Source organism: Chryseobacterium sp. T16E-39, assembly GCF_002216065.1.
Classification (GTDB): Bacteria; Bacteroidota; Bacteroidia; order Flavobacteriales; family Weeksellaceae; genus Chryseobacterium.
The window spans coordinates 4,347,449-4,362,164 of sequence record NZ_CP022282.1; the positions used below are offsets into that span (position 1 = coordinate 4,347,449).

General features: G+C 34.5%; 14 protein-coding genes and 1 pseudogene. 8 read left to right on the forward strand and 7 right to left on the reverse strand.

What is annotated here, in order from left to right; all coding sequences use genetic code 11:
• Positions 1 to 144: 144 nt before the first annotated feature.
• From CEY12_RS19810 to CEY12_RS19840, 7 genes are all read left to right on the forward strand, one after another.
• A complete protein-coding gene (locus CEY12_RS19810) occupies positions 145 to 783 on the forward strand; it encodes a DUF47 domain-containing protein (protein WP_089029303.1) in 639 nt (212 codons plus the stop codon).
• A 15-nt stretch (positions 784 to 798) separates the two neighbouring features.
• Positions 799 to 1,941 carry an inorganic phosphate transporter gene (locus tag CEY12_RS19815; RefSeq protein ID WP_089029304.1) on the forward strand — a complete coding sequence of 381 codons (1,143 nt, stop codon included), beginning with the start codon at positions 799 to 801 and terminating at the stop codon, positions 1,939 to 1,941.
• A gap of 103 nt (positions 1,942 to 2,044) precedes the next feature.
• Positions 2,045 to 3,016, forward strand: coding sequence for a polyprenyl synthetase family protein (locus CEY12_RS19820; RefSeq protein ID WP_089029305.1), 972 nt, complete (start codon positions 2,045 to 2,047; stop codon positions 3,014 to 3,016).
• 70 nt (positions 3,017 to 3,086) lie between these two features.
• Positions 3,087 to 4,037, forward strand: a complete 951-nt coding sequence (locus tag CEY12_RS19825) for a GSCFA domain-containing protein (RefSeq protein ID WP_089029306.1) — start codon at positions 3,087 to 3,089, stop codon at positions 4,035 to 4,037.
• Positions 4,038 to 4,043: 6 nt separating this feature from the next.
• On the forward strand, positions 4,044 to 4,571 hold the full coding sequence (locus CEY12_RS19830) for a DUF4269 domain-containing protein (RefSeq protein WP_089029307.1): 528 nt from the start codon (positions 4,044 to 4,046) through the stop codon (positions 4,569 to 4,571).
• 4 nt (positions 4,572 to 4,575) lie between these two features.
• A complete protein-coding gene (locus tag CEY12_RS19835; RefSeq protein WP_089029308.1) occupies positions 4,576 to 5,337 on the forward strand; it encodes a TatD family hydrolase in 762 nt (253 codons plus the stop codon).
• Positions 5,337 to 6,407, forward strand: a complete 1,071-nt coding sequence (locus tag CEY12_RS19840; protein ID WP_089029309.1) for an acyltransferase family protein — start codon at positions 5,337 to 5,339, stop codon at positions 6,405 to 6,407. The genes CEY12_RS19835 and CEY12_RS19840 overlap by 1 nt, the downstream gene beginning before the upstream one ends.
• Positions 6,408 to 6,469: 62 nt before the next feature.
• Here the strand turns inward: CEY12_RS19840 and CEY12_RS19845 are convergent, their stop codons facing one another.
• The 5 genes and pseudogenes from CEY12_RS19845 to CEY12_RS19870 all read right to left on the reverse strand — a co-directional run bounded on the left by CEY12_RS19845 (position 6,470) and on the right by CEY12_RS19870 (position 10,950).
• Positions 6,470 to 7,726, reverse strand: coding sequence for a DEAD/DEAH box helicase (locus CEY12_RS19845; protein ID WP_089029310.1), 1,257 nt, complete (start codon positions 7,724 to 7,726; stop codon positions 6,470 to 6,472).
• Between the two features lie 200 nt (positions 7,727 to 7,926).
• Positions 7,927 to 8,538: pseudogene (locus CEY12_RS22680) on the reverse strand (porin family protein).
• A gap of 104 nt (positions 8,539 to 8,642) precedes the next feature.
• On the reverse strand, positions 8,643 to 9,626 hold the full coding sequence (obgE, locus tag CEY12_RS19860) for a GTPase ObgE (RefSeq protein ID WP_089029313.1): 984 nt from the start codon (positions 9,624 to 9,626) through the stop codon (positions 8,643 to 8,645).
• Positions 9,627 to 9,691: 65 nt separating this feature from the next.
• Entirely contained in the window at positions 9,692 to 10,270 is a 579-nt protein-coding gene (locus tag CEY12_RS19865) for an adenylate kinase (RefSeq protein ID WP_089029314.1), read from the reverse strand.
• 125 nt (positions 10,271 to 10,395) lie between these two features.
• Positions 10,396 to 10,950, reverse strand: coding sequence for a phosphoribosyltransferase (locus tag CEY12_RS19870; RefSeq protein WP_089029315.1), 555 nt, complete (start codon positions 10,948 to 10,950; stop codon positions 10,396 to 10,398).
• Positions 10,951 to 11,145: 195 nt separating this feature from the next.
• Between CEY12_RS19870 and CEY12_RS19875 the strand changes: the two genes are divergently transcribed.
• Positions 11,146 to 12,735 carry an ABC-F family ATP-binding cassette domain-containing protein gene (locus CEY12_RS19875; protein ID WP_089029316.1) on the forward strand — a complete coding sequence of 530 codons (1,590 nt, stop codon included), beginning with the start codon at positions 11,146 to 11,148 and terminating at the stop codon, positions 12,733 to 12,735.
• Between the two features lie 176 nt (positions 12,736 to 12,911).
• Here CEY12_RS19875 and CEY12_RS19880 read toward each other — a convergent pair whose 3' ends face one another.
• Together CEY12_RS19880 and CEY12_RS19885 are read right to left on the reverse strand one after the other, a co-directional pair.
• Complete coding sequence (locus CEY12_RS19880) at positions 12,912 to 13,502, reverse strand: hypothetical protein (RefSeq protein WP_089029317.1); 591 nt, start codon at positions 13,500 to 13,502, stop codon at positions 12,912 to 12,914.
• Positions 13,503 to 13,571: 69 nt separating this feature from the next.
• Positions 13,572 to 14,507, reverse strand: a complete 936-nt coding sequence (locus tag CEY12_RS19885) for an alpha/beta fold hydrolase (protein ID WP_089029318.1) — start codon at positions 14,505 to 14,507, stop codon at positions 13,572 to 13,574.
• Positions 14,508 to 14,716: the final 209 nt, after the last annotated feature.

A 14,716-nucleotide genomic window follows, 5' to 3' on the forward strand; every position in this document is an offset into this window, starting at 1 on the left:
CTTCGTCATATTAACCGGCTTTACAGCCGGTTTTTTTATTTGAAAATCAGTACTTAAACCAATGTTAACAAAACTTAATGTTATATGCTTTTGGGTAAGGTCCTTTTTTAGGAAATTTGCAGACGAAATTATAAATACTAAAAAATGGGAATTGGAAATATTTTCCACGCTTTTCAGCCTAAAGATAAAATCTTCTTCGTACTTTTTGAAAAAGTAACTGAAAACCTAGTGGCAATGTCTGAGGAATTCAACAACGGAATCAAAGATTTTGACCTTAATGATGACTCTATGTTGAAGAAAATGAGTGATTATGAGCATAAAAATGATGAGCTTACTCACGAGATCTTTATTGAGCTTGGAAAAAACTTTATAACTCCTTTTGACCGTGAAGATATTCACACATTAGCGACAGGTCTGGATGACATAGCAGATTACATCTATGCTTCAACAAAATATATTTTCCTGTATAAATCTCCACTAATGAAGGCTTATGCAGACTTTTCACTATTGATTCACAAAGCATGTCTTGAAATCCAGAATGCGATGAAAAACCTGAAAGGGTTTAAGAATATGGATCAGGTAAAAGAAGCTTGTATTAAAGTAAATTCTATTGAAAATATTGCGGATGATTTACTTTCCAATTCAATGGTAGAATTGTTTGAAACGAATGATGCAATCAATATTATCAAAGTTTCATCTGTACTTAATTATCTTGAAATAGTAACTGATAAGGCAGAAGATGTTGCCAATACTATTGAGAACATCATGATCAAATACGCATAAACAATATAACAAAAAATGGAATTTCCGATTTTACTTACGGTTATTATTGCTTTAGCTTTAATTTTCGATTATATTAATGGTTTTCATGATGCGGCCAACTCTATTGCTACTATTGTTTCTACAAAGGTTTTAACTCCATTCCAGGCTGTACTTTGGGCAGCGCTTTGGAATTTTGCGGCATTCTTCTTAGCTGCTTACGTAATAGGTGAATTTAGAATTGGAAACACCATTGCTAAAACAGTTAATGAAAACTTTATTACTCTTGAGGTCATATTTTCAGGCCTTGTGGCAGCTATTGCCTGGAACCTTTTAACGTGGTGGTTTGGTATACCGTCTTCTTCTTCTCATACGCTGATTGGAGGATTTTTAGGAGCTGCATTAATGCATGCTTTTATGCTGGATTATCATGATGTAGTAGCATCACAACCTAATCTTGGTTCATTTGAAACATTAAAACAGGCTTTTCATCAATTAACAACGCAGAGTGTTGTGAAATTTGACAAAGTAATACCTATTTTCCTGTTTATTTTTATGGCACCGGTTATAGGGATGGTGATCTCGATCATTATTACGTTAATTATTGTTCATCTTTATAAAAGATCAAATCCATATAAAGCGGATAAATCGTTTAAAAGATTGCAGCTTGTATCATCAGCTTTATTCAGCGTAGGGCATGGTTTGAATGATGCTCAGAAGGTAATGGGAATTATTGGAGCGGCATTGATCTATTATCACGTTGAGATGTTGCACGATCCTGTTTATCTTAACATACCTTCAGCAGGTCGTTTTGATTATTTTGCTCAACATTATCTTTGGGTTCCTTTAGTTTCCTTTCTTGCGATTGGTTTAGGGACGATGAGTGGTGGATGGAAGATCATCAAAACCATGGGGACTAAAATTACGAAAGTGACTCCACTGGAAGGAGTGAGTGCTGAAACAGCGGGTGCAATAACTTTATTTATTACGGATCAGCTAAGTATTCCGGTTTCTACTACCCACACAATTACCGGTTCGATTATCGGAGTTGGATTAACGAAGAGAATTTCTGCCGTAAGATGGGGTATTACAGTAAGTTTACTTTGGGCTTGGGTATTAACAATTCCTATTTCAGCAGTTGTTGCAGGAATTACTTATCTTTTGGTGACTTTTCTTTCTTAAATAAAATTTAAAATAACAATACTAAACTTTGTCCAAATGGGCAAAGTTTTTTGTTTTATAACGACTTGAAAAATTGTATTTTTGTTGGAAATTATAGGATTTTATGGAATTTTTAGACAAGTACCAACAGCTGGTTGCTGATGCCATTACTAAGTACACTTTTAAAGACAAACCTACGGAATTATACGATCCGATGAACTACATCATTTCTCATGGTGGGAAACGCCTTCGTCCAATTATGGTGTTAATGGCTTGTGACTTGTTTGGTGGTGATCTTAAAGAAGCAATTAAGCCTGCTTTGGCAATTGAATTTTTCCATAATTTCACGCTGATCCATGATGACATTATGGATGAAGCTCCGTTAAGAAGAAACAAACCCACTATCCATACTTTGCACGGTCTTAATGTAGGAATTCTTTCCGGTGACGGACTACTGCTGAAGGCATACAAGTTTTTCGAAGATCTGGAGCCTGAAATATTTAAAGCATGTATCAGGATATTTACTCATACCGGACTTTTATTATGTGAAGGTCAGCAATATGATATCAATTTTGAAACACAGGAAGATGTAACTTTTGATGATTACATCAGAATGATCACTTATAAAACCGGGGTTTTAAGTGCATCTTCTTTTGAGATCGGTGCTTTAATAGCTAAAGCGAATTTTAAAGATGCCAAGTCTATTTTTAATTTTGGAAAACACATTGGAATTGCTTTCCAGATCATGGATGACTATCTGGATGTTTTTGGAGACCAGGCCCAGTTTGGTAAAAAACATGCCGGAGATATCTATGAAAATAAAAAAACAGTTCTTTACCTGATGGCCAGAGAGCATGCAACTGATGAAGAAAGAAAAGAATTGGATCACTGGTATGCTAAAAAGACCGATAATATTGATAAAGTATACGGAGTAGAGAAAATTTTCAGAAGAACAAAAGTGGATGAAAAAGCTTTACGTTTAATTGAAAAACACAATGAAATAGGACAGAGCTACCTTAAGAAAATAAATATTCCTGAGGAGAAGAAAAAACCATTTATCGAACTGGCTAATTATCTGTTAAGCAGGGAGAGTTAATACAGGTCGTAGATTGAAGGTAGCAGCAGATTTACCTGCAACCTTATACCTATAACCTAATACCTACATAATGAAATTCAGAACTGAAGTTGACATCAAGGAGTCCGAAAAAAAGATCACCATTGAGGATAAAATATTTTCAATAGGTTCGTGCTTTGCTTCTGAAATGTCAGATTTGTTCCAACAGGGACAGCTTCAGACAGTAAATAATCCTTTTGGGACGATTTTTAACCCGTTTTCTATCAATAATGCCCTCCAGAGGCTTCATGATTCGGAGTTCTATGCAGAAGATGATTTAATCACCTTTAATGATGAGTATATCTCTTTCGATCATCACACCAGTTTTGATACAAGATATATTCATCAGACACTGAGTAAAATCAATGCTAAATTGGAAGAAGGAAATCTTTTTCTACAAGAAACCAATTGGGTAATTATAACCTATGGGACTTCCTTTATTTATGAATTTCAGCCGAAGAAAAAAATGGTGGCCAATTGTCATAAAATTCCGCAAAAATATTTTGAAAAAAGACTTTTAACGCATCAGGAAATTACAGACTCCATCTATAAAACTATTTTAAATCTTCAGGATATCTGTAAAGAAAATGTTCAGATCCTTTTTACGGTTTCTCCTGTACGGCATACCAAGGATGGAATGGTGGAAAATCAATTGAGTAAGTCAAAATTAATTACCGCTGTTCATGAAGCTATTTCGGCTTTTGAAAACTGCCATTACCTTCCGGTTTATGAAATTCTGATGGATGATCTGAGGGATTACCGTTTTTATAAAGAAGATATGATTCACCCAAATTCTCAGTCTATTCAGTATGTTTTTGACAAGTTCGGATCTGCTTATTTCTCAGAAGACACAAAAGAATTTATCAGAGAAAACTTTAAGATCAATAAAGCTTTGGAGCATAAAGCGGCTGACAAAAAAGATCCTAAATACCTTGAATTTAAGGAGAAATTAAAGCAGAAGATTGAAAACCAGCAGAAAAAAGTAAAACACAAAATATTCTAGTTGATCATGATAGACTTTACAAAAATTGATTATTTGCAAAGTGGCAATCAGAGACAGCGAAGAGCATATGAAGTTCTTAAAAAATATGAAGTTTTTGAAAAGCTGGAAAATTTTTCTCCCATTTTAGCAGGAACGGTTCCGATTGAAATTGATGTGGAGGGAAGTGATTTAGATATCATTTGTCAAGTAAATCTTACATTTGAAGAAGATTTTCTGGATGAAATCATGCTCGGTAAACTTATTCCTTTTGGAGTGGAGGTAACAGTTGAAAAAATGATTATCAATGGTGAAAAGAGTATTGTTTTAAACTTTATGCTTGACGAGTTTCCTGTCGAAATTTTCGGACAAAATAAACCGACGATCATGCAAAATGCCTATCGCCATATGATTGCCGAATACAAAATATTAGAGGAAAAAGGAGATATATTTAAACAACAAATAATAGAACTTAAGAAGAAAGGGATCAAGACAGAACCAGCTTTTGGTTTATTGATGAATTTGGAGAATCCTTATGAAGATCTATTAAAATTTTAAAATAATGATTGATACACATACCCATTTATATGCTGAAGAGTTTGATGAGGACAGAAATGAAGCAATTCAGAGAGCTTTAGATAAAGGAATTACGGAATTCTATCTTCCGGCCATCGATTCTGAGTCTCATGAAAAGATGCTTCAGTTGGAAAGTGAATATCCGGAACATATTTTTTCAATGATGGGCTTGCATCCCTGCTATGTAAAACCAGAATCATGGGAAAAAGAATTAGATATTGTTAAAACCTATCTGGACCAAAGATCTTTTCCTGCGATTGGAGAAATTGGTATCGATCTATACTGGGATCGGTCAACGTTGGATATTCAGGTGAAAGCCTTCGAACAGCAGATCGATTGGGCCATAGCGATGGATCTGCCTATTGTAATCCATACCAGGGACAGCTTTGATGAGACTTTTGAAGTATTGGAAAGAAAAAAGCATCCAAAACTCAGAGGGATCTTTCACTGTTTTTCAGGTGATCTTGAACAGGCAAAACATGCAATTGACTTAAATTTTATATTAGGAATTGGTGGAGTAGTAACCTTTAAGAACGGGAAAATAGATCAGTTTTTACAGGAAATCCCAATGGAGAAAATTGTTCTGGAAACCGATTCTCCTTATTTAGCTCCGGTTCCCCACAGAGGAAAGAGAAATGAAAGTGCTTATCTCGATCTGGTGGTTGGAAAATTGGTTAATATCTACAATAAAGATTTTTCGGAAATAGACAAAATAACAACAGAAAATGCAAAAAAATTATTCATTTAATGAATAATGACACAAAAATACTTCCTAACATTACCGCGTTAAGATTTTTTCTGGCGCTATTGGTTGTTATGTTGCATGTTCCGCAGTTTTTTCATAACAGGGGAATTGTTACTTTTAATAGTTTACCGGTATTCAATAAGGGGGGGGAAGCGGTGTATATGTTTTTTTCCCTAAGTGGCTTTCTTATTATAAGACAGCTTTTTGAAGAAAAAGAACTGTTTGGGAAAATTGATCTGAAGAAGTTTTACATAAGAAGAATTCTCAGGATCTTTCCGCTTTATTATCTGGTGGTATTTATCGGTCTTATTTATTATAATATTGTTCTTCCGGGATTGGGGATGCCTTTTGAAAGGAATTATGATTTAGTAAATGGAATTATCCTTTTGCTGACCTTTTTTCCAAATATCCTTGCCAGCTATGGACCGGGTGGAATATTGGAAGTACTGTGGTCCATTGGTATTGAAGAGCAGTTTTATATTTTAATAGCCCCACTTTTTGTGATCCCTGTGAAATACATAAAATGGCTTCTTTTGCTCTTCAGCTTTGTATTTGTGTTTTTGTATAACGATGCAAAGCTTCCTTTTCTCGCTGAATATCGGATGCTTTTCTTTTACTTTTCTTTTGCCGGATGGTGTTCTGTCATGAGAATTAAAGATTATAAATATTCAGGTATTGTAGATATTCTTATCTTTATTTTAGTGACTGTTTATTTTACGACCGATATTTTTAAAGAGCATTTTACAGATCTGCAGTATCATATCTTTAGTATGGTTTTATTCGGTACTTTTCTTATTTCATTTACAAAAAAGAGCTATTCTTTTTTTCAGCATAAAACCTTGGTATATCTGGGTAAAATATCTTACGGGATTTATATGTTTCACCCCATTGTCATACAATTAGTGGGTTTTATTTTTATAAAGTTTTTAGTGAACTATCAATTAAATGATCCTACACTTATTATAATGAGTTTTTCAATGGTGATTGGAATAACCATTTTGATAGCCCATATTTCTTATCAGTACTACGAGAAAATATTTCTGAGAATGAAACAGTATCACAGAAGAAGCTGAATGCTATTATATACAGGATATTATATATAAAAAAGCCTTCTCAATCATGAGAAGGCTTTCTATTATTTCTTTCTGAAAAAGCTTTTATTCTTAGGTTTTTTAAAGCCTACATCTTTCTTTTGTGTTGGCTTAGGTCTTGCCTGGCCTGGATTAACAGGTTTGTTATTAGAATCTCTTTTTTGTGCTACAAGATTCTCCGTGTGGAATGGATGATCTTTTACCACCGGAATTTTGAGACCGATTAATTTTTCCGTGTTTCTTAGGTTCAATAAGTCCAGACCATCTACAAATGATAAAGAAGTTCCTTCCGCACCCGCTCTTCCGGTTCTTCCGATTCTGTGAACATAGGTTTCGGAAACATCGGATAGCTCATAGTTGATTACATATTTCAACTCATCAATATCAATTCCTCTTGCGGCAATATCTGTAGCAACCAAAACTCTGGTTTTTCCGGACTTGAAATTATTCAATGCATTCTGACGTGCATTTTGAGATTTATTTCCATGAATAGCCTCTGCAGAGATGCCACTTTTTTGAAGCGTTCTTGCAATTTTATCGGCTCCATGTTTGGTTCTTGAGAAAACCAAAACTGATTCGGAAATATGGTCTTTCAGAATATGGGTAAGAAGGCCTAATTTGTCCTCTTTCTGCACAAAGTATACAGACTGCTTAATAGTTTCTGCGGTTGAAGAAACAGGGGCTACTTCCACCTGTACTGGGTTGTTTAGGATAGAACCTGCCAGTTTTTGTATTTCAGGAGGCATCGTTGCCGAGAAAAATAAAGTTTGTCTTCGTTGTGGTAAAAGTTTTATAATTCTTTTTACATCATGTACAAACCCCATATCCAACATTCTGTCCGCTTCATCAAGAACGAAAATTTCCAGATTTTTAAGGCTGATAATTCCCTGGGCAATAAAATCGAGTAATCTACCCGGTGTTGCTACCAGAATGTCTATTCCTTTTCTTAAAGCAGCTTCCTGAGAACCTTGTTTTACCCCTCCGAAGATCACTAATTTTCTTAAAGGAAGGTTTCTTCCATAAGCATTAAAACTCTCTTCAATCTGTATAGCTAGCTCTCTCGTTGGAGTTAGAATTAAAGCTTTTATCTGATTGCTTTTTGGACGTTCTGCAAGGTTTTGAAGAATAGGAATAGCAAAAGCTGCGGTCTTACCTGTTCCCGTTTGCGCTGTTCCCAATAGATCTTTTTTCTCTAAAATAGAAGGAATAGCTTTTTGTTGTATAGGAGTTGGTTTTTCATAACCTTCCTTTTGAAGCGCATCTAAAATGGGCTTAATGATTTTTAAATCTGTAAATAACAAAATATGTTTGTGTATTAAAAATAATGCGGTCGAAGTAGTATACTTCATCATTTTTAGCGAATCTGCTAAAATTGATTAACAGAATTTTTAAGTAAAATTAATTACTGAAAGGGCTGAGAATGCCGCGAAATATAATGCAAAGGTAGGGAAAATAATTGAAGAACATCATTTTACCCTTCTCTATTGTAAATTCGCTTGTATTATTTAAATCGATAACCTACCCCTGCTTGTAAAAAGCCTGCTTTTACAGGGAGGCTATTTTCTTTATTCATTTCAATAAAATTGAAATTATAACGGGCATCTACAAAGAATTTTTTGTTGAATTTGTATTCTGCTCCTAAAAAAGGGTAGAGGTTTACTGTTTTTATCCCATCAAAATCATACATATCGCTACCCAGGAATGTTGTCTTTACTTTTGTAGGTACGTTAAATGCGATATTTATTCCAACGGATGCGGAGAGCTGGGGAATGATGCTGTATTTTACGGAAAGAGGAACTTGAATTTGAGAAAATTGGTAGTCATAAGAAAGAGAGCCTAAATTAACAACTTGATTGTCAAATATGTGTATTCATTCTGTACTCATTTTTCCTCCAATCTGTGTATAAAGCAATTCTCCTTGAACGGCAACTTTGGGAGACAGAGAGTATTCTACAAGCCCACCAGCATAAAAGAATGATTTAGGATCGAGCTTTTCACCGGTAAATTTTACAGTTGAAAGGTTGTACCCAGCTTTTACACCAAAGTTTATTTGTGCCTTTAGAATAACTGAAGCGCTAATCAAAAGTAAAATAAAGAGAAAATCCTTTTTCATAAAAATTTAAATTTAGATTATTGTTTTTTAATGATTAGATGATAAAAGAATAGAGTATACTAGTGCATACTCTATTCTTGTTTATAATAAGATTATATAATTATCTATCCATGAAGTTTCTTCCAGATGGAATCTTTCAGCTCTGTAAGCCCTTCTCCGGTTACACCAGAGAAAAATAACGGTTGCCTGTTTTCAGGAAACTCCGCTGAGATTTCTTTTTTCAGCTCATCGTCAAGAAGATCAGCTTTTGAAACAGAAATAATGAAGTCTTTATCCAATAATTCCGGATTGTATTCTTTTAATTCATTTTCCAGAATTTTAAACTCCTGGAAATGATCTTCAGAGTCTGCAGGAATAAGGAATAATAAAATAGAATTTCTTTCAATATGTCTTAAGAATCTGTGTCCAAGACCTTTTCCTTCAGCTGCTCCTTCAATAATTCCCGGAATGTCGGCCATTACAAAAGATTTGTAATTCCTGTAATCTACAATTCCTAAGTTAGGAGTTAAAGTGGTAAAAGCATAATTTGCAATTTTAGGTTTAGCCGCAGAAACAGAAGCTAAAAGAGTCGATTTTCCTGCATTAGGGAAACCTACCAAACCTACATCAGCTAAGATCTTAAGTTCGAAAACAATGAAACCTTCCTGGCCTTCCATTCCCGGTTGGGCATAACGAGGGGTCTGATTGGTAGATGATTTAAAAAATTCATTTCCCATACCTCCTTTTCCACCTTCCATAAGGATGATTTCCTGTCCGTGTTCTAAAATCTCTCCGACGATTTCTCCATCTTCATTTTTAGCAATAGTTCCGATAGGAACTTCTATATAAACATCAGCTCCATAAGCTCCTGTAAGCTGGTTTTTTCCTCCGTTTTCTCCACGTTCCGCTTTTATGTGACGGGTATAACGAAGGGGAAGTAAAGTCCATTCCTGGGAATTCCCTTTCATGATCACATGACCGCCTCGACCTCCATCTCCGCCATCAGGACCACCCTTAGGAATGTATTTTTCACGGCGAAGATGCGCAGAACCTGCACCACCATGGCCGCTTTTACAATGAATCTTTACGTAATCTACAAAATTAGACATATAGTATTTGTTACGAGTTGCGAGTTACGGGATAGGAAACTCTCATCCCGTCCCCCGAATCCCGATTATTTTATTTTTTCTATTTCAGCAAACAGTTTTTCGGAAATTTCGTTGATTTCTCCAACTCCGTTTACCTCTACATATTTACCTTGCTGCTTATACAATTCAGCAACTTCTGCTGTTTTTGTATAATATTCTTTAATTCTGTTTTGAATGATCTCTTCGTTGCTATCATCAGATCTTCCACTGGTTTCTCCTCTTTTTAGCAATCTTTCAACCAAAATCGTATCCTCTACAATTAATGAAAGACAAATATCGATTTCGTCATTCAGCTCTTCTTTTACGATCTTTTCCAAAGCTTCTGTCTGTACAGCTGTTCTTGGATACCCATCGAAGATAAATCCTGCTGCATCCGTTGGCTTTCTTAATTCGTCTATCAGCATATCGATTGTTACCTGATCTGGAACTAATTCTCCCTTATCGATGTATGACTTAGCTAATTTTCCCAATTCAGTATCGTTCTTCATATTGAATCTGAAAAGATCACCTGTTGAGATTTGTTTTAAGTTGAATTTTTCGATGAGGTTTTGAGCTTGTGTTCCTTTTCCACTTCCTGGAGGCCCGAACAGAACAATGTTTATCATAATGTTGCTTTGCTTTTGGCAATTCGCTTTTGGCTTCTTGCTTTTAGCTTTGTTTAGTTAATATTTTACTTTTATTTCGATTTAATATTTAAGCTAAAAGCCAGTAGCTGATAGCTATCGGCAATCTAATGATTGATTTTTCCTTCTTCTAATTGATACAGATCTGAAAGGTTTCTTCCCAATTCATCATAATCTAATCCATAACCAAGAACAAATTTATTTGGAATTTCTTTTCCAATATAATCCAGTTTGAAATCTTTCTTATAAACTTCAGGCTTCAATAAGAAAGAAGCTAGTTTTACTGATTTCGGACGCTGTGTTTCTTTGAAATACTTGAAAAGGCTTTCAACCGTATTTCCTGTATCTACAATATCTTCAACAAGAATGATGTGACGGTCTTTAACATCTTTCGTCAGTTCCATTTTTTGATAAACGATTCCTGTAGATTCTGTTCCTGCGTAAGAGCTCATTTGAATAAAAGCGATCTCACAGTTTCCCGGATAATGCTTTAAAAGATCTGAGAAGAACATGATAACTCCGTTCAAAACTCCTATGAAGACAGGAACTTCATCTTTGTAATCTTCATAAATTTTCAGCGCTGTGGCCTTTACTATTTCCTGAATTTCGGCGTCCTTTAGATAAGGAACAAAAGTTTTGTCGTGAACTTTAATGCTTTCCATAAAAATTTTTAGTAGTTGGCAAAGTTACGGTTTTTTGATTTTTCATTAAAATGTTTTTCTGTTTAATCCACTATTTGCATTATATTTGCATTCACAAAACCCAAAAATACGCACATGTAGGATATAATTTCTTTCAGATTTAATTTACAATAACTATTCTGGTTATTGATGTTTAACTTCAATTAGAAAGAAATTATGATTTTTCTACAAAATATATCCTATAGATTTCCCAACAGAGACCTTCTCTTTAATCATATCAATATAACGATCCCAACATCCTCAAAATCGGCTTTAGTCGGAAGTAATGGTATGGGCAAATCCACGTTGCTTAAATTAATTGCAAATGAAATTCAGCCTTTAGAGGGGAGTTTAAATATTCAGGGACACCTGTATTATGTTCCCCAGATGTTTGGGAACTTGAATCATCTTACCATCGCTGAATGTTTGAAAATTGACAAAAAACTCGAGGCTTTACATAAAATTTCCAATGGTGAAGTCGATGAAATTTATTTTGAAATCCTTAATGACGATTGGGACATCGAAGATCGGGGTCTCCAGGCATTGCATCACTGGAAGCTCGGTCATTTGGATTTAAACCAAAAACTGGAAGGCTTAAGCGGAGGACAGAAGACAAAGGTTTTTCTTGCCGGAATACAAATCAATCAGCCGGATATCGTACTATTAGATGAACCCACCAATCACCTTGATGTGGAAGGAAGGGATTTGTTATATGACTATATGGATAAAACGAATTCAACAGTGGTTATTGTAAGTCACGACAGGGTTTTATTAAATCAGGTCGATACGATATACGAATTAAGTAATCAGGGCATTTCTACCTACGGAGGGAATTTTGATTTTTATACAGAAGAAAAGGAAGCAGAAGAGGAAGCACTCCATCATGATATCCATGCCAAAGAGAGGGCTTTGAAAAAAGCAAAAGAGAAAGAACGGGAAACACTGGAAAGGAAACAAAAACTGGATGCCAGAGGAAAAAAGAAGCAGGAAAAATCGGGTGTGGCCAGAATAATGATGAATACACTTCGAAATAATGCCGAAAAGAATACTTCCAAATTAAAGAATGTCCATACCGAAAAGATCAATGATATTTCCGGCGATCTTCGGGGACTGCGTTTGTCTGTGAAAAATACTGAGCAAATGAAAGTGAATTTTAATAATTCTAACCTTCATTCAGGAAAGATTTTAATAAAGGCTGAGAATATTAATTTCAAATACAATGAAAAATTTCTTTGGCCGGCAGATCTTACTCTGGAAATCAGAAGTGGAGACCGTATTTCCATAAAAGGTTCTAATGGATCAGGAAAAACAACTTTGATTAAGCTTTTAATTGGAGCCCTGGAATCTTCCAAAGGTTCTATAGCAAGAACCGATTTTAATACATTATATATTGATCAGGAGTATTCATTGATCGCCAGGGAAATAACAATTTATGAGTTTGCTCAAAAATTTAACGATCACGCATTGCAGGAATCGGAAGTGAAGACGATATTATCTAGATTTTTATTCGGAAAAGAAACCTGGGATAAAAAGGGGGAGATGTTAAGTGGAGGAGAACGTTTAAGACTTTTGCTCTGCGGACTTTCGATCAGTAATAAAGCTCCCGATGTTATTGTTCTGGATGAACCTACGAATAATTTAGATCTTCAAAATGTGGAAATTCTAACGAATTCTATTAAGGATTATAAGGGAACACTCTTAGTAATTTCCCATGATGAAATTTTTCTGGAGGAGATCGGGATAGAAAAGGAGATTATTTTAGATTAATAAAGATTTTTGTTAATCTCAAAGACGCAAATTATATTATAAGGTATATATTTTTAATGTGCAAGGATTTTATTTGTGATGACCATCTATAATGTAACTTTTGTCATTCCGTAGGGAACTAAGTAGTCAATATGAAAGTAGTAGCTTAGATTCTTACAGAATGACAATTTTACATATTATTTGATCTCAATATTGGGTAATTGATAATTCCCAACAGCTTCTATTAGTTTGGAAGTGTCATTTTTTAGGTTGTTAAAAAACTTCTCTATATTTTCTTTATAGCCTCTTTCGCTAACAGCAAAAAGTAAAACTCCTTTGTTTTTATTATTTGAAATAAGCTTATAACGATAAACATTTCTTTCCGCAATAAGTATTTCTTTTCCATCTTTTGAATTTTCAGTAATAAGAAAGTCTAATATATATTCTCCATTATTTTCATAAGTTTTGTAATTGACAACCGGATTTGATTTCTTCAGATTCTCAAGTTCAGTTACTTTTTGATCAATTACATCTTCAGGCTTTAGATTTCCCTGGATATAATCAATCATAACTAAAGTATTGTATTTTTCAATTTTTTCATTTGGACTTAAGTACTCTTGCTTATAGTAGTTGTCATTTGGATGAGAACTCCATACTAGGTTGTAAGATTTATTATCAATTTTGAGAGGTCCGGGGATATTGAGATAATCATTGATTTTATTCTGTGCTTTTAAAGGAAGTGCCGAGCAGAAGAATAGAACTACAAGAAGTATTAATTTTTTAGACATATTTGTTTTCGTTTTTGTCGTTATTTAGGGCTAAATATACAACAATCAAAAAGGATTAATGGAAGTGATCTACAAATGACTTTCGATCCACACATAAATTTCATTCAGCACCTCTTCTCTTATTTCTTCATTCATGATTTCATGCCGCATTTCAGGATAGATTTTAAAATTGACTTGAGTAAATTCATCCTTTTTTAAATTATTTACCGTTTGCATAACCCCTTTTCCAAAATCTCCAATCGGATCATCCTTACCACTTATAAATAAAAAGGGTAGCGATTTAGCAATAGGCTCTGCCCAATTTCTTTTTGTAGCTTTATTATACAGTTTAAATAAGGTGTAAAAAGCATTGTTGGTGAAAGGAATCCCGGAAAGTTCATCATGAGTAAACGCATCTCTGTTGGCCTGATTAATACTCAGCCAGCTTGTATCACTGAAATTTTTATCTTTTTTAAAATGGCTGTTGTTAACAAAATTAAAAAGCGAATTGAAAAATGTTTTTTGATGGGGTGCTATTTTGTTAGCTATTGAAAAATAAGTGTTCAAGAGAGTAATCCCGGCTAGAGGGCCTCCGGTACCTACGATAATGGCTCCGGCCAATTGATTTCCCATTCTCTGAAGAAGACAACGGGTAACAAAAGATCCCATAGAATGTCCAAGGACAAAGTGTGGAACTTCAGGATATTGGCTGGCCAAATGATTGCTCATCATTTCTGCGTCATAGATCAGCTTTTTATCAGGTTTGTTCAATTGAAAAAATCCAATATCTTTTTTCTCATTTACAGATTTTCCATGTCCCAGATGATCATAGGTAAGAACAGCTATTCCCTGCTTCGCAAAATATTCTGCTATTTCAGAATATCTTCCGCTGTGTTCCTGCATTCCGTGAATGATTAAGAGAGTTGCTTTTATAGCATGGGTTTCTGGAATAAACAGGTTGTAGAAAAGCTTTGGTTGATCGTTGGTATTTTTAGATAAGTATCCTGATTGATGTAATGTTCCCATATGATAGACGATCTAGATTGTTTTAGAGAATACTCAAATATACATAATAAATAAACGAACAGAGGGTATTTAGCTTTTGTTGACCGGAATTTTATGGTATGAAATCTGTCATAATTCCATGATTTTAAACAAGAATGAAAATAAATTTCACCCATAATTTGCCCACCCTATTTTTTCAGAGTAATTTTGCATGAATCTAAAAATAAAAG

Excerpts from the sequence above, each read along its gene's own strand:
- CEY12_RS19840 (WP_089029309.1), top strand. The coding sequence starts at position 5,337 with ATGAATAATGACACAAAAATACTTCCTAACATTACCGCGTTAAGATTT.
- CEY12_RS19815 (WP_089029304.1), top strand. The coding sequence starts at position 799 with ATGGAATTTCCGATTTTACTTACGGTTATTATTGCTTTAGCTTTAATT.
- CEY12_RS19880 (WP_089029317.1), bottom strand. The coding sequence starts at position 13,502 with ATGTCTAAAAAATTAATACTTCTTGTAGTTCTATTCTTCTGCTCGGCA.
- CEY12_RS19870 (WP_089029315.1), bottom strand. The coding sequence starts at position 10,950 with ATGGAAAGCATTAAAGTTCACGACAAAACTTTTGTTCCTTATCTAAAG.
- CEY12_RS19875 (WP_089029316.1), top strand. The coding sequence starts at position 11,146 with ATGATTTTTCTACAAAATATATCCTATAGATTTCCCAACAGAGACCTT.
- CEY12_RS19885 (WP_089029318.1), bottom strand. The coding sequence starts at position 14,507 with ATGGGAACATTACATCAATCAGGATACTTATCTAAAAATACCAACGAT.
- CEY12_RS19830 (WP_089029307.1), top strand. The coding sequence starts at position 4,044 with ATGATAGACTTTACAAAAATTGATTATTTGCAAAGTGGCAATCAGAGA.
- CEY12_RS19825 (WP_089029306.1), top strand. The coding sequence starts at position 3,087 with ATGAAATTCAGAACTGAAGTTGACATCAAGGAGTCCGAAAAAAAGATC.
- obgE (WP_089029313.1), bottom strand. The coding sequence starts at position 9,626 with ATGTCTAATTTTGTAGATTACGTAAAGATTCATTGTAAAAGCGGCCAT.
- CEY12_RS19865 (WP_089029314.1), bottom strand. The coding sequence starts at position 10,270 with ATGATAAACATTGTTCTGTTCGGGCCTCCAGGAAGTGGAAAAGGAACA.
- CEY12_RS19835 (WP_089029308.1), top strand. The coding sequence starts at position 4,576 with ATGATTGATACACATACCCATTTATATGCTGAAGAGTTTGATGAGGAC.
- CEY12_RS19820 (WP_089029305.1), top strand. The coding sequence starts at position 2,045 with ATGGAATTTTTAGACAAGTACCAACAGCTGGTTGCTGATGCCATTACT.
- CEY12_RS19810 (WP_089029303.1), top strand. The coding sequence starts at position 145 with ATGGGAATTGGAAATATTTTCCACGCTTTTCAGCCTAAAGATAAAATC.